Here is an 18,211-nt window from a genome sequence, read left to right as displayed (position 1 = left end):
GAAGCGCCGGACATCAGCCGGCCTTGCCGCTGACCACCGCGTCCAGCAGCAGGCGGCTGTCGTCGAGGTTCTGGCTCTCGTCCAGCCCCTGGCGGAGGAACTGGCGCATGATCGGGAAGCGCTGGATCGCCAGGTCCGTCTCTGCATCGCCGCCGGCCACGTAGGCACCAACACTGATCAGGTCGCGGCTCTGCTGATAACGCGACCAAAGCTGCTTGAAGCGCTGCGCGTCACGCAGGTGTTCGGGGCTGGTGACCTGGGGCATCACCCGGCTGATCGAGGCTTCGATGTCGATGGCCGGGTAATGGCCTTCCTCCGCCAGTCGGCGCGACAGCACGAAGTGACCGTCGAGCACGCCACGGGCCGCGTCAGCGATCGGGTCCTGCTGGTCGTCACCCTCGCTGAGCACGGTGTAGAAGGCGGTGATCGAACCGCCGCCCTTCTCGCCGTTACCGGCACGTTCCACCAGGCGCGGCAGCTTGGCGAACACCGACGGCGGATAGCCCTTGGTCGCCGGCGGCTCGCCGATGGCCAGGGCGATCTCGCGCTGGGCCTGGGCGTAGCGGGTCAGGGAGTCCATCAGCAGCAGGACGTTCTTGCCCTTGTCGCGGAAGTATTCGGCGATGCGGGTGCAGTACTGCGCGGCGCGCAGGCGCATCAGCGGCGCATCATCCGCTGGCGAGGCGACGACGACCGAACGCTTGAGTCCTTCCTCGCCAAGGATGTTCTCGATGAACTCCTTCACCTCGCGGCCCCGCTCGCCAATCAGCCCGACCACGATGATGTCGGCCTTGGTGAAGCGGGTCATCATGCCCAGCAGCACCGACTTGCCCACACCGGTGCCGGCGAACAGACCCAGGCGTTGGCCACGGCCGACAGTAAGCAGGGAGTTGATCGAACGGATGCCGACGTCCATGGGCTCGTGGATCGGATCTCGCGCCAGGGGGTTGATGATTGGCCCCTCCATCGGCACCCAGTCCTCGGCACGCATGCCACCCTTGCCGTCCAGCGCGCGGCCGACGCCATCGAGCACACGACCGAGCATGGACATGCCCATGGGCAGGCGGCCGGAATCCGGCAGCGGCACCACGCGGGCGCCGGGAGCGATGCCGGCAAGGCTGCCCACGGGCATCAAGTAGATCTTGCTGCCGGAGAAGCCCATCACCTCGGCCTCGACCTGCACCGGGTGATAGCCGCCATCGTTGATCACCTGGCAACGGCTGCCGACCGAGGCCTGCAGGCCTTCGGCCTCCAGGGTCAGGCCGACCATGCGCAGCAGACGACCCTCAACAACCGGCTGCGCCGGCAGGCTCACCGCATCGCTGTAGCCTTGCAGGCGACGGGCGAAACTGACCCGCTCAAGGCGCATCGGTCACATCCAGGTCGATCTGCAGATCCGGCTCCAGCGCGTGGGTCGCCTGGTCGCGCTGCTGTTCGAAGAGCTGCTTCACCGCCTGGGCCAGCCGCGTCTCGACGCTGGCGTCGATGCGCGAGTGTTCGGTCTCGATGCGGCAGCCGCCGGGCAGCAGGCTGTCGTCCTCGATGATCTTCCAGCTCTCCTCGTGGCGGTCGCGCAGGGCCTTCACCAGTTCGAAGTCCTGCGGGTTGACCTGGATGCGGATGTTGCTGGCGCCCATCGGCAACAGCTTCAGTGCCTCGCGCAGCACCTGGCGGATCTGGCTGGAGTCGGTGACCAGTTCGCGTTGCACCACCTGGCGCACCACATGGGTCACCAGGCTGAGCATGCCCGCTTCAAGCATCTGGTCCTGTTCGGCGATCGGCTCCAGCAGCTGGCCCATCAGGGTTTCCAGGTTCTGCAGGCGCGGCTGCAGGGCCGCGTCGGCTTCCTGACGCGCCTTCAGCTGGCCGGCGTGGAAGCCGTCCTTCTCGCCGGCGGAGAAGCCCTCGTTGTAGGCGTCCTGGCGGATCGCCTCGAGCTCCTCCAGCGTCAGCGGCTTGACCTCTTCCTCCGGTACTTCCTCGATCTGTGGCTCTTCTGCCACAGGCTCGGGTTCAGGCTCGGGCAGCGGCTTGATCGGGTCGAAGCTGGGCAGAGACCAGCGGTCGAAGCCCGAGACATCGCGTGCGCGGATCAGCTCGCTGAGTTCCTGTTCGTCTTTGGCCGGGGGCACCACTTAGATCATCTCCTCGCCGCCCTTGCCGCCGAGCACGATCTCACCGGACTCGGCCATGCGCCGCGCAATGGTGAGGATTTCCTTCTGCGCGCTCTCCACTTCGCTGACGCGCACCGGGCCCTTGGCCTCCAGGTCGTCGCGCAGCAGTTCGGCGGCACGCTTGGACATGTTGCGGAAGATCTTCTCGCGGATCGCCTCGTCGGAACCTTTGAGCGCCAGCACCAGCACGTCGGAGGACACTTCCCGCAGCAGCGCCTGGATGCCACGGTCGTCGACGTCGGCGAGGTTGTCGAAGACGAACATGAGGTCTTCGATCTGCCCGGAGAGGTCTTCGTCCACTTCGCGGATGGAGTCCATCAGCGCGCCTTCGACCGAACTGTCGAGGAAGTTCATGATGTCCGCCGCGCGCTTCACGCCACCCATGGTGGTGCGGGTGGAGTTGGCGTTGCCGGCGAACTGCTTCTCCAGGATCAGGTTCAGTTCCTTGAGCGCGGACGGCTGCACGGTGTTCAGCGAAGACACGCGCAGGACGATGTCCAGGCGCACCTTGTGGTCGAAATGGCTGAGCACTTCGGCGGCCTGGTCCGGATCGAGGTAGGCGACCACGATGGCCTGGATCTGCGGGTGCTCGTAGCGGATCACGTCGGCCACGGCGCGCGGCTCCATCCACTTCAGGCTGTCCAGGCCACTGGTGTTGCCGCCCAGCAGGATGCGGTCGATCAGGTTGTTGGCCTTGTCCTCGCCCAGGGCCTGGGTGAGCATCTTGCGGATATAGCTGTCAGCGCCGACGCCCAGGCTGGTCTGGTCGCCGACGATCTCGACGAACTCGCCCATCACCTGCTCGACCTGCTCACGGTGAACATTGCGCATCTGCGCCATGGCCACGCCGACCTTCTGTACTTCCTTGGGTCCCATGTGCCGCAGCACCTGCGCCGCGTCGGTCTCGCCGAGGGACAGCAGGAGGATGGCGGCCTTGTCGACCTTGCTCAGTTTGGCGTTCGCCCGAGGTTCGCTCATGTGCGGTCACTCATCGGAATTGATCCAGTCTTTCACCACCTGAGCCACACGCCCGGGGTCCTGCGCGACCAGGCTCTTGATCGCGTTGAGTTGCGCATCGTAACCCTCGGATGGGCTCGGCAACAGAATACTGGCGGGGCCGCCGAGGCTGACGCGGTCATCCGACAGATCGCCCTCCAGGCCGCCCAGCTCGCCCAGCCCGCCCTCGGCACCCGCGCCACCGGCCACCAGGGCCTTGCTCTTGCTGCCCGAGAGGTTGTTCAGCACCGGACGCAGCACGCCCAGCACCAGCACCAGGATGAAGACGATGCCCAGCACTTGCTTGACCACGTCCCAGAACCAGGGCTGCGAGTAGAACGGCGGAGCGACGATCTCATCGCCCTGCTCGGGAGCGAACGGCGCGTTGATCACGCTGACGCTGTCGCCACGGCTGGCGTCGTAGCCCACGGCGTCCTGTACCAGGCGGGTGAAGCGCGACAGTTCGTCGGCGCTCCACGGCTTGTGGGTCACTTCGCCGGTCTTGGCGTCGGTGATCATCCGGTCATCCAGCACTACCGCGACGGAAAGCCGGCGCAGGCGACCCTGCTGCTGCTTGGTGTAGCTCACCGAGCGGTCCAGCTCGTAGTTGCGGGTGTTCTGCTGGCGCTTGTCGGTCGGGTACGGCGCCAATTCAGGCTTGCCGGTCTTCGGATCGATGATCGGCTGGCCGTTGGCGTCCTTCAGCGGTTGGCCCGGCGCGACAAACTCGGACGGCGCGTTCTGGGTGGCCTTCTGCGGCGCACTGGTGGGCCCCGGCGGCTGGTTCGACAGCGCGCCCGGCACACCCTGCGGGCCGTTGCTGTTCTGCCGTTCCTCGCTGTTGCTCTGCTCGCTGCGCAGCGCCGGCTGGTCCGGGTTGTAGGACTCGGAGGTGGACTCCACCGCGCTGAAGTCGACATCGGCGGACACTTCGGCCTTGTAACGGCCATTGCCCAGCACCGGCTGCAGGATGCTGTGCACGCGCTGGTTGAGGTTGCTTTCCATGCGGCGGGTGTAGTCAAACTGCTTGCCGGCCATGGTCAGCTCGGAGAGCTCCTGCTGGTCGGACAACAGGGTGCCTTTCTGGTCGACTACGGTGACCTGGGACTTGTTCAGCTCCGGCACGCTGGTCGCCACCAGGTTGACGATCGCCAGCACCTGGCTCGGCTCCAGGGTGCGGCCCGGATACAGCTCGACCAGCACCGAGGCGCTGGGCTTGCGGTCGTCGCGAACGAACACCGAGCTCTTCGGAATCGCCAGGTGCACGCGAGCGCCCTTGACGTTGTTCAGGCTGGAAATGGTGCGCGCCAGCTCGCCTTCCAGGCCGCGACGGTAATTGGTCGCTTCCATGAACTGGCTGGTGCCCAGTGCCTGTTCCTTGTCGAGTATCTCGAAGCCGACGTTGTTGTCGGTCGGCGCGACGCCGGCGCTGGCCACTTTCATTCGAGCGCGGCCGAGGTCGTCCGCCTTCACCAGCAGCGCGCCGGAGTTGGGCTCGACCTTGTAGGCGATATCGGCGGCGCTCAGCGCCTCGACCACCTTGTTGGCGTCGACGCCATTGAGGCTGCCGTACAGCGGCTTGTAATCGGGCTGCTGCGACCAGAGCACCATGCCGAAACCGACGGCGATGCTCGCGGCGAGGCCGACCAGCAGGCCGACCTGGCGCAGCACGGGCATGTCCGCGAGGTTTTCGAGGAAGGTCAGGCCCAGCAGCGGCTTCTTCGGCGCGTCGGCGCCGAGCTTGGCGGGAACCTGACTGTCTACGGTGGCGTCAGCCATGACCTGCTACCTCAGACTCAGACCGGCATCTGCATGATGTCCTGGTACGCCTGGACGAGCTTGTTGCGTACCTGGGTCATGGCCTGGAAGGACACAGAGGCTTTCTGCGAAGCGATCATCACGTCGGTGAGATCGACGCCGCTCTGGCCGACTTCGAAGGCGGTGGCCATATCGGTGGCAACCTGCTGGGTGCCGTTCACCTTGTCGACCGCCTGGTTGAGCATCTGCGAGAAGCTCGGCGCGCCCGCCTCGGTCGGTTGCGCGGCCTGCGCCTTCGACTTGGCCATGGCTTCCATCTGCATGGAGCGCATCTCCAGCAGCAGACGATTGAATTCGACACCCTGACTCATTACCTACCCCTCCGACTGGCCGCAGTTTTTTGACGCTACGCGGCTCTTTGCACTGGGGATTGCAACTTGGGTGCCAGGTTTTGGGGGTAGTTTTTTTGATGGGGAGGCTCTGGGATCGGGTGTTCAAAACCGTAGGGCGCGGCTCCCGTAGGAACGGATCTTATCCGCGAAATCTGTCGCGGATGAGTTCGTTCCGACAGGGAAATGCCGACGTATCCCGCCTACGTAGGAGCGGACTCCGTCCGCGATCAACTTCGGTTCGCGAGCAAGTTGCCTATGGGAGTTCATCCTGCTGGGCCGCAGGGCGCATAACGCCTCATGCGTTATCCGCTGTCCTGTTCGGTGTTTATGCGCCGCATCGGCACACGCCGAAGCGGCGCATAAACACCCAAACGAGAACAAAAAACTTCGCGGACAAAGTCCGCTCCTACAGAGACCAAGGCCCACCACCCCCACCAAGAAAAAGCCCGCACAACGGCGGGCCAAGAGGGGAACTCGCAATCCATCAGCTGGCGTACAGATACGCCTCCACATCCATCCCCGCGTCGCGCATCTGCGCCAGTTTGTAGCGCAGGGTACGCGGGCTGATCCCAAGGCGCTCGGCAGCTTCCTTGCGGCGGCCGCGCTCGCTGCGCAGGGTATCGATGATCATCTGGAACTCACGGCGCTTGAGGTCTTCACCCAGGGCACCGGCGTCCTGCACGGCAGGTGACGGAATTTCGACGCTGGCCGGAGCCGGCGCCGGAACTGCGGCGAGCACCGGACGTGGCGCATGACCGATGGGCGCGGTCAGGCAGAGGTCGGCAGCCTGTACCTGGCCACCCTGCTGCAGGATCAGCGAACGCTGGATGGCGTTGTCCAGCTCACGCACGTTGCCCGGCCACGGGTGCGCCAGCAGGGCGGCGCGGGCGTCGGCGCAGAGCGTGACCGGCGCAAGGTTCATCTTGCGGGAGTACTTGGCCAGCAGGCGCTCGGCCAGCGGCAGGATGTCCGCCGGGCGTTCGCGCAGCGGGCGCCAGGCCAGCGGGAACACCGAAAGTCGGTAGTACAGGTCCTCACGGAAACGCCCCGCCGCCACTTCACCGAGCAGGTCGCGGTTGGTGGTGGCGAGCACACGGATGTCCAGGCTGATCGGCTTGCGCGCGCCAACGCGCTCCACCTCGCGCTCCTGCAGCACGCGCAGCAGCTTGGCCTGCAGTCCCAATGGCATCTCGGAGATTTCGTCGAGCAGGATGGTGCCACCATCGGCCAGTTCGAACTTGCCCGGCTGGGCGGCGATGGCGCCAGTGAAGGCGCCCTTCTCGTGGCCGAACAGAGTGGCCTCGAGCATGTTGTCCGGGATCGCCGCGCAGTTGATCGCCACGAACGGCTTGGCCGCGCGCGGAGACTGCTGGTGGATGTACTGGGCCAGCACTTCCTTGCCGGTGCCGGACTCGCCGGAGATCAGCACGGTGGAGTCACTGCGCGCGACGCGGGCAGCCAGCTCCAGCAATTGCCGGCTGGCCGGCTCCAGCGCCACCGGACCGTCACCCTCGACACGGGCGACCGTACCCAGCGCATGACGCGCCACCAGCTCCAGCAGGGCCTTGGGCTCGAAGGGTTTGACCAGGTAATCCGCCGCGCCCTGGCGCATGGCCTCCACCGCGCGGTCCACCGCGCCGTAGGCGGTCATCAGCAGTACCGGCAGCTGTGGATAACGCGCGCGGATCAGGCCCAGCAGCTGGTGCCCGTCCATGCCCGGCATGTTCACATCGCTGATCACCAGGCTGAAGGCATCTTTCTCCAGGGCCGGCAGCGCGGCCTCGGCGCAGTCGACGGCGATGAAGTCGTGCCCGCCGAGCATCAGGGTGTCGGACAGGGCTTCACGCAGGGCGCGGTCGTCTTCGACCAGCAGGACTTTGGCGGCCATGGTGTTCATTCCTTGTGAGCGATGGTTTGAGCGTTGATCAACGGCAGGATCAGGGTGGCGCAGGTGCCACGGCCGGCGCGCGAGCGCAGGCGCAGCTCGCCCTGGTGGGCCTTGGCAACGGCCTTGACCACGGCCAGGCCGAGGCCCGTACCGGTGGTCTTGGTGGTGAAGAAGGGTTCGCCCAGGCGCGCCAGGGTTTCGGCGCTCATACCCGGCCCGTTGTCGCTGATCGACAGACGCAGGCTGTCACCGCGCGCATACAGGTGCACCTTCAGGCGCACGTCGCGGCCGGCAGCCTGGATGGCGTTTTCCACCAGGTTGAGCAACGTGCCGACCAGGGTGTCGCGGTTGCACAGCAACTCGCCCGCGCGGGCGTCGCACTGCCAACGGACGCTCAGGCCGGCAACATGGGATTCGGCGGCAGCGCGCAGGCTGGTGAACAGCTGCGACGGCGCCATGCGGTCCGGCAGTGGCAGTTCGCCGCGGGCGAACACCAGCATGTCGCGCACCTGGTTTTCCAGCTCGTGCAGACGCTCCTTGATCCGTCCGGCGAAGCGCTGTTGCTGCTCCAGCGGCAACTCCTGCTCGCTCAGGTGACTGGCGTAGAGCATGGCGGCGGAAAGCGGCGTACGGATCTGGTGGGCCAGCGAGGCGACCATCCGGCCCAGTGCGGAAAGACGCTCGTGGCGTGCCAACTGGTCCTGCAGGCGACGGGTTTCCGTCAGGTCGTTGAGCAGGATGAGCTGGCCGGGCTCGCCGTTCAGCGAGCGGATGGCGATGGACACGCGGCGTCCATCGCGCAGGGAAACTTCATGGCCGTCGTCGGCACGGGGAGCGAAACTGCGGGAGATCACCTCGCGCCAGAGCATGCCCACCAGCGGCTTGCCGAGCAGCGCGCAGGCCACCGGATTGGCGTCACGCACCACACCCTGGGCGTCGAGCACGATGACGCCGCCGGGCAGCACGTCGAGCAGGCTCTGCAGGCGGTTGGCCAGGCGCTCCTTCTCAGCCAGTTCCTGCATGCGCTGGGCGCTGACCAGGGCCAGCTGGCCCTTGAGCTCGGTGACGCGCGCCTCCAGCAGGCTGTAGGACTCGCTGAGCTGGTTGGACATCTGGTTGAACAGGGCAAAAGCCTGTTCCAGATTCGCGCGGCTGCTCTCCTCCACCGGCCTGTTTTCTTCGACGGGCGCAAGGGCCTCTACAGGCGTGAGGGAGGTGGTTTCGGACTGGCGTTGGGCGACTGGCATCATGCGGTTCTCTCATCCGTCCGACGTCGTAGAACTGTCGGTCGGATGAGTCTTAGCAAACCGCGTGCCGAAAATTTACTCGTTAATTTTCAACGAGTTAGAGAATAGAGAATGGCGGAGGCGTCAATCCTCCGCCATTTCCTCCTCGCGACGGCTCATGCCGTACTTGCGCATCTTCTCCACCAGGGTGGTGCGGCGGATACGCAGGCGTTCGGCGGCACGGGCAACGACACCGGCGGCATCGTCCAGCGCCTGCTGGATCAGGCCCTGCTCCAGATTTGCCAGGTAATCCTTCAGGTCGATGCCTTCGGCCGGCAGCATGGCCGGTGAATCGAGGCCCGGCAGGCCGGCGGTGATCGCCGCGCGCTCTTCCAGCTCCTCGCGCAGGCTGCTCGCCAGTTGCTCGTCCTCGTCGTCGACGTGACGGAATTTCTTCGGCAGCTCGCCGACGCCGATCACGCCGTAGGGATGCATGATCGCCAGACGCTCGACGAGGTTCGCCAGCTCACGCACGTTGCCCGGCCAGTCGTGACGGCAGAGCGACATGATGGCCGCGGAGTTGAAGCGGATCGACCCGCGCTTCTCGTGCTCCATGCGCGAGATCAGTTCGTTCATCAGCAGCGGGATGTCCTCCACGCGCTCGCGCAGCGGGGCCATCTCGATGGGGAAGACGTTGAGGCGGTAGTACAGGTCCTCGCGGAAGCTGCCGTCCTCGATCATCTTCTCGAGGTTCTTGTGGGTGGCGGCGATGATGCGCACGTCCACGTTCTGCGTCTTGTTGCTGCCCACCCGCTCGAAGGTGCGCTCCTGCAGCACGCGCAGCAGCTTGACCTGCATCGGCAGCGGCATGTCGCCGATCTCGTCGAGGAACAGGGTGCCGCCGTTGGCCAGCTCGAAACGGCCGGCGCGGCTGGTGATGGCGCCGGTGAAAGCGCCCTTCTCGTGGCCGAACAGTTCGCTTTCCAGCAGCTCCGCCGGGATCGCGCCGCAGTTGACCGGCACGAAGGGCGCGTCGCGGCGCTTGGAATGGTAATGAAGGTTGCGCGCGACCACTTCCTTGCCGGTGCCGGACTCACCAAGGATCAGCACGCTGGCGTCGGTGTCGGCGACCTGCTGCATCATCTGCCGCACCTGCTGGATGGCACGGCTGGTGCCCACCAGGCTGCGGAACAGGTTGGGCTCGCGCTGGCGGCCTCGCTCGCGAGCCTGGTCGTACATCTCGCGGTAGACCTGGGCACGGTGCAGGGAGTCGAGCAGCTTGTTGTAGCTGGGCGGCATTTCCAGGCTGGCCAGCACGCGGCGACGTAGCTCATCGGGCCAGTCAGCGGGCACCGGCTCGCCGATCAGCAGCACCGGCAGGAATTCGTCCCAGGCCGCTACCTGCTTGAGCAGCTCCAGCGCCCCGCCCTTGCTTTCCACGTTGCCGAGCAACACGCAGAGCACATCGCGGCTGCCGTTGGGCAGCGCGTCGACCGCCTGGCGCCAATCCTGGCTGCCGCAGGAGATCTGGTCCTCGCCAAGGAAGCCGATGATGACCGAGAGATCACGGCACCGGTCCTGGTTATCGTCGATCAGGAGGATCTTGGTTTCGCGCCACATCTTTAGCTTGTCATCCCGGGGCTTTGAGGCCGTCGAACGGCGCAGAGACGAGACTGGCGAAAGCACAATTCCCCGTGTTCGCCAGCATTTGGCCACTAGTAAAGTCAAAAATGTGGCAAGAGTCAAATTTATGGCGTGTTTTTTTTGATGCTGCCCGACGAAGGGCACTGACCCGGGTCATGGCATTCGAACTGAGAGCCAGTTCGCACAAACTCGACGGCGGCCCGTGGGGCCGCCCGGGGAAACCGATCCGAACGGATCAGCCGAACATCTGGTAGACCTTGGCGCCCTGGCTGGAGCGGCGCACGGCGGTCAGCTCCTCGCCAATGGCGGTACGCTGGGCGGTGCAGACCTTGACCAGCTCGGCATAGAGCGCCAACAGCTGCTCCATGGTATCGCGCAGGGCCTGCTCGTCGCGCTCGGCATCCTGCATGGCCACGTCCACCTGCTCGCGGCACATCCGGTCCAGTTCGCCGATGGCGTCCCAGTCCTTGCTGTGCATCGCGGCACAAAGCGCGGCACGGGTTTCATTGAGTTGTTGCATGGCCTGATTCATGACTCGTCCTTCCTTCAGGCGGCGATTGCGTCCCAGCCCGACTTCACTTCGCGCAGCAGGCCGGAGAGCTCGTCGAGGATGGCGGCGTCGCCATTGCGATTGGCCTCCAGCAGGCGCTCGGTCATGTAACCGTAAAGTCGATCAAGGTTCAACGCCAGCTCGCCGCCCTGCTCCAGGTTCAGCGCCTCGCGCAGCCCGCCGACGATGCCGATGGCCTTGCTGATCAGCTCGCCACGCTCGGCCAGCTGGCCACGCTCGATGGCACCACGGGCTTGCGCCATGCGCTCCAGACCACCCTGCATCAGCATCTGGATCAGGCCGTGCGGCGACGACTCGGCGACGCGCGACTCCAGGCTGACTTGCTGGTATTGCTTCATGGCTCTCATGGCGTACATGGCAGGCTCCTGCGGGGAATTCATCTACTGACCAAGGTATCGGCCGGTAGTGCAGGAGCTTTATCGTCAATTGGGAATTTTTTTCTGACCGTCGCGCGAGCCCGTTCAGGGCGTCGCGCGGGCAATGGATTTAGCCATTCTTGTTGGCGAAGGGCATGCTTGCCAGTTGACTGGCGAGGTTGTTGCCAGTCTTGGTGAGCTCGGCGACCAGGTTGTCCATGGTCGAGAACTGCTTGTTCAGGCGGTCCTGCAAGGCGGCGATACGCAGATTGAGGTCCGACTGCTGCTTGTCGACGCTGCTCAGCGTGCGCTGCAGGATGTCGGTACGCTGATCGAGGATGCCATCAGCGTCCGTGTAGGCTTTGAGCTTGCCGCCGAGGCGACTGGCCAGTCCGTTATCGCCGGTGAAATAGGCCGAGACGCCTTCGAAGTCGGAGCTGACGGCCTTGGCAAGCTTGTCGCTGTCGATCTCCAGGGTGCCGTCTTTCTTCGTGGTCACGCCCAGGCTGGCCAGGCTGTTGAAACTGCCGCCATTGGCGTTGGGAGCAACCATCTCGTTACGCACTGCGCTCAGCATCGAGCGGATCGAAGCGTCGCCCACCAACGGGCCGGTGACAGGGGCCTTGTCCTCGCCAACGGACGTGACCTTGGTTTGCGCATTGGTGTAGGTGATGAGCTTGTTGTACGCATCAACAAACTTCTGCACGTTCGCCTTGACGCCATCCTCGTCACGACCGACGGTCAGGGTGACTGGAGTGTCCGCGGCGGTCACCTTGGTCAGATTGATGCTGACGCCCTCGATTGCCGAGGTCACGGTATTCGTATCGCTGACGACCGAAAGACCATCCACTGTCAGCTTCGCGCTTTGCGCCTTGGTCACATAGCCGCCAAGCCCTGCCGCCTTGTCGGCATCCGTCAGCGAGGCCAGGCTTTGGGCGGTGGCAGGGTCGAATGCCAGCTTGCTCAGGCTGGTATCACCGTTGGTGCCCTCCCCCGAGACCTCGACCTTGATGTCGTTGCCATCGCCGGACTTGGTACTGTTGAGCACCAGGCGGGAACCGGAAGCGTCCGAAATAATGGTGGCGGTGATGCCGGAGGTGGAAGATTGCTTGTTGATCGCATCCCGCACGCCAGCCAAGGTGTTGTTGGTGGGGTCGATATCGATCGAAGCGACCTCGCTGTCACCCAGCGACAGCTTCAGCGTGCCGCTGTTGAACTTGACGTCAGTGCTACTGGCAACCGACTGAAGGGCGACCTTGCTGGTGCCAGCCAACTGCTGAACCTGGACCTGATAGCTGCCTGCGGCGGCACTCTGTGTCGCAGTAGCCTTGAAAATGCTTTCGTCCGATGACTTGGCGGTACGCGCCAGGAAGGACGATGGGCTGTTCAGCGCTACCAGTGCACTCTGGAAATCACTGATGGCACTCTTGAGCTGCCCCAGGGAGGTGAGTTTGGTGGTGGTGCTCTTGGAGAGTGTGTCCAGCTGGGTCTGCTTGGGCGACTTCTCAAGATTGACGATCGACGTAATCAGGGCTGTGTAGTCATTCCCTGTCGCGATCCCGGTTACACCTGCCATCTTCCACCTCCGTCAAAATTCCGCGAGCAATAGTCCTTGCCGCATCAATGAGGCAAGCACCATGCCAATGCAACCAACCCGCGTCAGGCGCGGGCCTCGAACATCAAGCTGCGCATATCGTCGAGCCGGGCGGCAAGCTTTAGTACTTCCTCGGAAGGAATTTGCCGCACCACCTTGCCGGATTCGCCATCGATGACCTTGACCACCACATCGCCGGTGGAGTCGTCGATGCTGAAATTCAGGTTTCGCGTGACCGACTGCGCATAGGACTGAATGCTGGCAACCGCGGTATCCAGCTGGCCGCGCTGATCCTGCGCACGGCTGGCGGCATCCTGCTGCGCTTCCGGTGCGGCGCTATCAGAGCGCGCACTCCCGGCGGGCGTGGTAGCCGTCTGGGTCTTGCCGCCACCCAGCAGCGTAGTCGAAGCGATGTTCATGATGTCCATCTGCATCCCCTCGGAAAAGGCAAAAAGGAGGAAGGGTTTCCCCCTCCTCCTGTGGCTGCCTCAGAACCCGATCCGGTATTAGCGGAGCAGGCTGAGTACCGACTGCGGCAGCTGGTTGGCCTGGGCCAGGATCGCGGTACCGGCCTGCTGCAGTACCTGGTTCTTCGACAGCGACGCGGTTTCCGCGGCGAAGTCGGTGTCCTTGATACGGCTACGGGCAGCGGAGGCGTTCTCCGAGATGTTGGTCAGGTTGTCGATGGTGTTGCTGAAGCGGTTTTGCACGGCACCGAGGTCAGCGCGCTGGGAGTCGATCGCAGCCAGGGCGTTATCGATCACCGCGATGGCGTTCTGAGCGCCGGAAGCGGTGGAGATGTCGACGTTGGCCACGGTGGACTGCTGAGCAGTGGTGCCGCCGAACAGCTTGGCTGCGCCGGCGCCAGAAACGGTGTACGCGGTCGGCGAGTTCAGTTGAACGTAGCCTTCGACGCTGCCGCCGCCAGCAGCGACTGCGGCGGCAGTACCGAATTTGCCATCGGCACCCTGAATGCTGACGTTGATCTTGCCCGCAGTGCCGCTACCACTTTCAGTGATGGCGCCGAAGGTGACGTTCTCGCCAGTGGCGGAAGTGATGGTCAGGGCTCCGGTCTTGTCGACGCTGGCAGTGATCCCCAGCTTGGCGCCGTTGGAGTTCATCTGGTCAGCGAGATCCTTGGTGCTGTTGACACCAGCGAAGTTAACGCTTGCGCTCCCCACGGTCACCTGGAAGGACAGGCCTTCGCCAGCAGCTACACCCGAAACGTCGGCCTTGAATACGGTACGCGCAGTAGCGCTCAGGCCCGGAATGGCGCCATCAATCTCAGCCGCCGCGCCCTTGGCGCTGTCGGAGGTCAGGGTCAGGGCAGCGGTGGAACCACCGCCAGTGATATTCACGGCACCATAAGCGGCCGGAGCAGCAACTAGAGTGCCAGCCTCAGTGGCCGGAGTAGCACCGTTGTTACCCAGCTGGTAGGAACCAATGGCGCTGGCTTTTGCGCTCTGCAGGCTGACGTCGATGGTTTCGTAGGCGTTGGAACCGACCTGGAAGCTGGAGGAACCGAAGGAGCCGTCCAGCAGCTTGCGACCACCGAAGGTGGTGGTGTCGGCGATACGGGTCAGTTCGGCCTGCTGGGCGGACACTTCTTTCTGCAGGGCGGCACGGTCGGCATCGCTGTTGGAGCCGTTGGCGGACTGCAGGGACAGGTCACGGATACGCGACAGGATGTTGGTGGACTGCTGCAGGGCACCTTCAGCGGTCTGCGCCAGGGAGATGCCGTCGTTGGCGTTGCGGGTGGCGACGTTCAGACCATTGATCTGGTTGGTCAGACGGTTGGAGATCTGCAGGCCGGCGGCGTCATCCTTGGCGCTGTTGATGCGGTAACCAGTGGACAGACGCTGCAGCGAGGTGCTCAGCGCGTTGGACGAGCCATTGAGGTTACGCTGGGTGTTGAGGGAAGCAATGTTCGTGTTGACGGTAAGGGCCATGATGGTCTCCTTCAGAGGTCCTGTTCGTTCCTGAGCGTGCGATATCTCGGCCTGCTTGCTCAGGGACACCAAGAATTCGCATTCGAACTATGTATCGGCGCTGATCCGGTGAGCTTTAGAAAAAAATTCAAGAGATTTTTTCAGCTTTTGAATCAGGTACTTGCAGCGAGCTTTCGCCAAACCAACCTGTAGGGGCGAGCTTGCTCGCGAACGGATTTCCCGGCAGATCCAGAGCCGGGTGGGTTCGCGAGCAAGCTCGCTCCTACAACCTGGACTCCATGCAGAAACAGTGTCGACAAAAAAGCCCACGGCTTTAGGCACGTGGGCTTGTTTGATCATCGGCACTGATCAGTTGAGGTAGTTGAACAGGCTCAGGCCGCTGATCTTCACGTAGCTCTGCTGCGCCGCCTGGAGGATGGTGGACTGCATCGACAGGCGCGACAGCGCCTCGGCGTAGTCCAGGTCCTGCAGGTCGGAAATGACCCCGGTGTTCACCAGCTTCACGTCGTCAATGAAGGTCTCGGTGGAGTCGATCACGTTGAGTCGCGCGCCGATCTTGCCCTGCCCCGAAAGCACCTGGGTGTTCACCGAGTCGAGGTTGGAGATGGCCACCGCGGTGGAGTCGCGGATCGCGTAGTTGCCCGCCTGGTCGTCGGTGGCGCTGGACAGCGCCTTGCGCAGGTCGGCCACGACGTTGAGCAGGCCCTTTTTCTCGGTGGACGGGTCGCGGTTGACCTTGAAGGTATCGCCCGCCGCCGGCGTGCCGTCGATCTGCACCTTCACGCCGCCGTACTCGACGAAGTCGTTGGTCTGCGGATTGTCGTCGATGGCGCCGGTCTTCAGGGGCGTGTAGCTGGCCGGCAGGGCTGGGTCGTTGAGGTTGTAGACCTCGTAGTTCTTGCTGTCGAGGAAGCGGATGCCAATGCCGTCGGTGGCCGCTGGCGGCACGCTCGACGGGAAGGTGCCGTCATAGGCCTGCTTGTCGGTGACCAGCCCCAGCGAGACCCGCCCAGTGCCGGTGTTGGTGGCGGCGGCGCCGGTGGTCACACGGTTGACGTTGGCCGCGCTGTCGAACAGCAGCTTGCCGCTGTCGCTGATGCCCAGCAGCGTGCTACTCGCGATCTGCACCTGGCGCTGGCTTTCGTCGCCCTGGTAGGTGTAGGTGCCGTCGGGGTTGCGCACGAAGGGCTGGGTATCGCCCTGGCTGCCGGAGAACAGGTACTTGCCGCTGGCGTCCTTGCTGTTGAGCAGGTTCATCAGCTCGTCCTCGCGCTGCGAGAGCTCGGTGGCGAGGGAGTTCTTGTCGGTGGAGTCCAGCGCGCCGTTGCCCGCCTGCACGGCGATTTCACGAACGCGCTGGATGACGTTGCCCACCGACTGCAGGATCGACTCTTCCGAGTTGAGGCTGTTCTTCGCCGCCGTGATGTTGCTCTTGTACTGGTCGTTGAGCGACTGCTCCTGGCTCAGTTGCAGCAGGCGCACCGAGGCCACCGGGTCGTCCGCCGGGGTGAGGATGCGCTTGCCGGTGCTGATCTGCTCCTGGGTGCGGGTGACGTTGCCGTAGTTCTTCTGCAGGCCGCCGACCGAGTTGTTGTATGCCTGGATGGTGGAGATACGCATGGTCAACTTCCTCTATCAGCGGAACGCGCCGATCAGCGTGTCGAACAGGGAACGGGCGACCTGGATCACCTGGGCCGACGCACTGTAGTACTGCTGGAACTGGATGAGGTTGGCCGCCTCTTCGTCGAGGTTCACGCCCGACAGCGAGTCGCGGTTGTCCTGCGCCTGCTTGAGCACGGTAGCGCTGGCGTCGGCGTTGTTGCGCACCTGCGCGGTCAGGGTGCCGATGCGCTCCACCAGGCCGCCGTAGGAGTCGTTGAAGCTGGCGCCGGTGCTGCCGGTGCCGCCCACGGTGGGCTTGCTCTGCAGGCCGGAAAGCGCCAGCGCGTTGCTGTTGTCGGAGATGCCCTTGGTGTTCATGCCCAGGGTGAAACTGTCGCCGGCCTGGGGCGCACCGCTCAGGGTGAATTCGTAGCTGTACTTGTTGCCGCTGCCCGGATCGGTGTAGTCCAGGCGCATCGTATTGGTCTGCCCGGCGGTCAGTCCGGTGGTCGAGGGCGACACGTAGTTCAGCGTGGCGCCGGCCGGCAACGCACCGGTCAGGGTATTGGTGGTGGCGTCGAAGCTCAGGCTCAGGCCATTGGCGCCGAACAGGTTCTGCAACTCGCCAACCACCACCGGCGACGGGCCGCTGGTGAGCTTGGGCTGACCGATGGCGCCGGTGCCACGGTTGTTGGTGGTGGCTTCGCTGCGCGCGGTGCCGGCGAAGGCCAGCTGGTCGCCCTTGGTCAGCACCGTCTGGATGTCCGACGCGCCACGCCGGGTGGGCTGCAGGGTGTAGCCGTCGCCGGCCGGCGGCAGGCTGTTCATGGTCACCTGGAAGCCCTGGTCGCCACCGCTGCCGTCGGCGAAGCTCAGGGTGTAGGGGCCGGTGCCGCTCACGGTGACGTTGATCGACGCGTTGTCGGAGAGGCGCCGCGCCGTGAAGTTGCTGCCGTCAAACTCCAGGCGGTAGTCGCTGGCACCGAGCTTGCTGGTGTCGGTGATGTTCAGGTTGGGGCTGACGGTGCCGGTGTTGCTGGACTGGGCGACGACCCGCAGCGCGCTGATGCTCGGGTCGTTGATGTCGCCGAACAGCCGGCTGCCGGCATTGCCGGACAGGTCCAGGCCCTGCCCGAGCTGCTTGTTGACGGTATCGGCGAAGGTGACGGCGATCTGCCCGAGCTTGTTGTACGACGCGTCCAGTGCGGTGTCGCGGTAGGCCAGCAGGCCGCCCATCTGGCCGCCGGACACCTGCGAGGTGATGGTCTGCACGGCGCTGCCGCTGACCAGTTGCACCTGGAAGCGGGTCGGATCGTCCTTGCCCGGCACCACCTGCAGCGCCGAGGTGGTGGTGCCCACCACCAGCGGCTGACCGGTGCCGATGAACAGGTTGACGCTGCTGTCGTCCTGGGGAACGGCCTGCACGCCAATCAGCTCGGAGAGCTTGCGAATGGTTTCTTCGCGCGCGTCGATCAGGTCGTTGGGCTGGCCGCCGGACGCCTTGGCCTTGGCGATGGCGTCGTTGTAGCTGGCGACGCTGGTCGCCAGGGAATTGACCTGGTTGGCCAGCGAGCCGAGCTGCTGGTTGATTAGGCTGTTCTGCTTGTCGAGCTGGTCGTACAGGGTATTGAAGGACTTCGACACCCCCTGCGCCTCCGCCAGCAGCGCCTCGCGGCCCTCGGTGGCGGACGGGTTGGCGGCGGCGGTCTGCAGCGCGGCGAAGAACTTCTGCAGCGCCGGGCTGATGCCGGTGGTGGTGTCGGAGAGCAAGGCGTCGAGCTGTTCGATCTGCCCCTGGAAGGCGCTCAGTTCATTGGTCTGGCTGGTGGCGCTGCGTACCTGGGAGAACAGGAAGTCGCTGGCCAGCCGGCGCACGTCGACCACCTGGCTGCCCGAACCGATATAGCCGGCACCGCTGTACTGCGGGATGCCGGTCTGCTGCACCGATTGCTGGCGGGAATAGCCGGGGGTGTTGACGTTGGTGATGTTGTGGCCGGTCACCGTCAACGACGTCTGGCTCGAACGCAGGCCCGACAGGCCAATGGACAGTAGATCGCTCAT

Annotated in this window: 16 protein-coding genes; all 16 read right to left on the bottom strand. The window is 64.6% G+C overall.

Annotated features, from left to right (window positions below):
• Window positions 1-13: 13 nt before the first annotated feature.
• Entirely contained in the window at window positions 14-1,369 is a 1,356-nt protein-coding gene (gene fliI / locus GA645_RS09100) for a flagellar protein export ATPase FliI (RefSeq protein ID WP_152221982.1), read from the bottom strand.
• Entirely contained in the window at window positions 1,359-2,135 is a 777-nt protein-coding gene (gene fliH / locus GA645_RS09095) for a flagellar assembly protein FliH (protein WP_152221980.1), read from the bottom strand. Before fliH ends, fliI begins: the two co-directional genes overlap by 11 nt.
• Window positions 2,136-3,152 (bottom strand): flagellar motor switch protein FliG, encoded by a 1,017-nt coding sequence (gene fliG / locus GA645_RS09090; protein ID WP_152221978.1) that lies wholly within the window; start codon window positions 3,150-3,152, stop codon window positions 2,136-2,138.
• 6 nt (window positions 3,153-3,158) lie between these two features.
• Entirely contained in the window at window positions 3,159-4,949 is a 1,791-nt protein-coding gene (gene fliF, locus GA645_RS09085; RefSeq protein WP_152221976.1) for a flagellar basal-body MS-ring/collar protein FliF, read from the bottom strand.
• A gap of 17 nt (window positions 4,950-4,966) precedes the next feature.
• On the bottom strand, window positions 4,967-5,299 hold the full coding sequence (gene fliE, locus GA645_RS09080; protein ID WP_152221974.1) for a flagellar hook-basal body complex protein FliE: 333 nt from the start codon (window positions 5,297-5,299) through the stop codon (window positions 4,967-4,969).
• A gap of 505 nt (window positions 5,300-5,804) precedes the next feature.
• Window positions 5,805-7,208, bottom strand: a complete 1,404-nt coding sequence (gene fleR / locus GA645_RS09075) for a sigma-54-dependent response regulator transcription factor FleR (RefSeq protein WP_152221973.1) — start codon at window positions 7,206-7,208, stop codon at window positions 5,805-5,807.
• 5 nt (window positions 7,209-7,213) lie between these two features.
• On the bottom strand, window positions 7,214-8,458 hold the full coding sequence (locus tag GA645_RS09070; protein ID WP_256676112.1) for a PAS domain-containing sensor histidine kinase: 1,245 nt from the start codon (window positions 8,456-8,458) through the stop codon (window positions 7,214-7,216).
• 120 nt (window positions 8,459-8,578) lie between these two features.
• On the bottom strand, window positions 8,579-10,054 hold the full coding sequence (locus tag GA645_RS09065; protein ID WP_152221970.1) for a sigma-54 dependent transcriptional regulator: 1,476 nt from the start codon (window positions 10,052-10,054) through the stop codon (window positions 8,579-8,581).
• A 259-nt stretch (window positions 10,055-10,313) separates the two neighbouring features.
• A complete protein-coding gene (locus GA645_RS09060; protein ID WP_152221969.1) occupies window positions 10,314-10,610 on the bottom strand; it encodes a flagellar protein FliT in 297 nt (98 codons plus the stop codon).
• A 14-nt stretch (window positions 10,611-10,624) separates the two neighbouring features.
• A complete protein-coding gene (gene fliS / locus GA645_RS09055) occupies window positions 10,625-11,005 on the bottom strand; it encodes a flagellar export chaperone FliS (RefSeq protein ID WP_152221967.1) in 381 nt (126 codons plus the stop codon).
• A 130-nt stretch (window positions 11,006-11,135) separates the two neighbouring features.
• On the bottom strand, window positions 11,136-12,581 hold the full coding sequence (fliD, locus tag GA645_RS09050) for a flagellar filament capping protein FliD (RefSeq protein ID WP_152221965.1): 1,446 nt from the start codon (window positions 12,579-12,581) through the stop codon (window positions 11,136-11,138).
• A gap of 83 nt (window positions 12,582-12,664) precedes the next feature.
• Window positions 12,665-13,027: a flagellar protein FlaG gene (locus GA645_RS09045; protein ID WP_306092911.1), complete on the bottom strand. Its 363-nt coding sequence runs from the start codon at window positions 13,025-13,027 to the stop codon at window positions 12,665-12,667.
• Window positions 13,028-13,105: 78 nt separating this feature from the next.
• The gene (locus tag GA645_RS09040) at window positions 13,106-14,548 is read right to left on the bottom strand and encodes a flagellin (RefSeq protein WP_152221962.1); all 1,443 of its coding nucleotides are present in this window, start codon (window positions 14,546-14,548) and stop codon (window positions 13,106-13,108) included.
• An 87-nt stretch (window positions 14,549-14,635) separates the two neighbouring features.
• The gene (locus tag GA645_RS09035; RefSeq protein WP_152221960.1) at window positions 14,636-14,887 is read right to left on the bottom strand and encodes a hypothetical protein; all 252 of its coding nucleotides are present in this window, start codon (window positions 14,885-14,887) and stop codon (window positions 14,636-14,638) included.
• A 9-nt stretch (window positions 14,888-14,896) separates the two neighbouring features.
• Window positions 14,897-16,168: a flagellar hook-associated protein FlgL gene (gene flgL, locus GA645_RS09030; protein WP_152221958.1), complete on the bottom strand. Its 1,272-nt coding sequence runs from the start codon at window positions 16,166-16,168 to the stop codon at window positions 14,897-14,899.
• Window positions 16,169-16,183: 15 nt separating this feature from the next.
• Window positions 16,184-18,211: a flagellar hook-associated protein FlgK gene (flgK, locus tag GA645_RS09025; protein ID WP_152221956.1), complete on the bottom strand. Its 2,028-nt coding sequence runs from the start codon at window positions 18,209-18,211 to the stop codon at window positions 16,184-16,186.

It is taken from the genome of Pseudomonas sp. SCB32, assembly GCF_009189165.1.
Lineage (GTDB): Bacteria > Pseudomonadota > Gammaproteobacteria > Pseudomonadales > Pseudomonadaceae > Pseudomonas.
Note: the sequence above shows the minus strand (reverse complement) of the source record. Positions and strands in the feature narration are given on the sequence as shown.

Bases quoted from the DNA above. Each gene is read 5' to 3' on its own strand.
- fliI (WP_152221982.1), bottom strand. From the start codon at position 1,369: ATGCGCCTTGAGCGGGTCAGTTTCGCCCGTCGCCTGCAAGGCTACAGC.
- fliG (WP_152221978.1), bottom strand. From the start codon at position 3,152: ATGAGCGAACCTCGGGCGAACGCCAAACTGAGCAAGGTCGACAAGGCC.
- fliF (WP_152221976.1), bottom strand. From the start codon at position 4,949: ATGGCTGACGCCACCGTAGACAGTCAGGTTCCCGCCAAGCTCGGCGCC.
- fliE (WP_152221974.1), bottom strand. From the start codon at position 5,299: ATGAGTCAGGGTGTCGAATTCAATCGTCTGCTGCTGGAGATGCGCTCC.
- fleR (WP_152221973.1), bottom strand. From the start codon at position 7,208: ATGGCCGCCAAAGTCCTGCTGGTCGAAGACGACCGCGCCCTGCGTGAA.
- GA645_RS09070 (WP_256676112.1), bottom strand. From the start codon at position 8,458: ATGATGCCAGTCGCCCAACGCCAGTCCGAAACCACCTCCCTCACGCCT.
- GA645_RS09065 (WP_152221970.1), bottom strand. From the start codon at position 10,054: ATGTGGCGCGAAACCAAGATCCTCCTGATCGACGATAACCAGGACCGG.
- GA645_RS09060 (WP_152221969.1), bottom strand. From the start codon at position 10,610: ATGAATCAGGCCATGCAACAACTCAATGAAACCCGTGCCGCGCTTTGT.
- fliS (WP_152221967.1), bottom strand. From the start codon at position 11,005: ATGTACGCCATGAGAGCCATGAAGCAATACCAGCAAGTCAGCCTGGAG.
- fliD (WP_152221965.1), bottom strand. From the start codon at position 12,581: ATGGCAGGTGTAACCGGGATCGCGACAGGGAATGACTACACAGCCCTG.
- GA645_RS09045 (WP_306092911.1), bottom strand. From the start codon at position 13,027: ATGGACATCATGAACATCGCTTCGACTACGCTGCTGGGTGGCGGCAAG.
- GA645_RS09040 (WP_152221962.1), bottom strand. From the start codon at position 14,548: ATGGCCCTTACCGTCAACACGAACATTGCTTCCCTCAACACCCAGCGT.
- GA645_RS09035 (WP_152221960.1), bottom strand. From the start codon at position 14,887: ATGATCAAACAAGCCCACGTGCCTAAAGCCGTGGGCTTTTTTGTCGAC.
- flgL (WP_152221958.1), bottom strand. From the start codon at position 16,168: ATGCGTATCTCCACCATCCAGGCATACAACAACTCGGTCGGCGGCCTG.
- flgK (WP_152221956.1), bottom strand. From the start codon at position 18,211: ATGAGCGATCTACTGTCCATTGGCCTGTCGGGCCTGCGTTCGAGCCAG.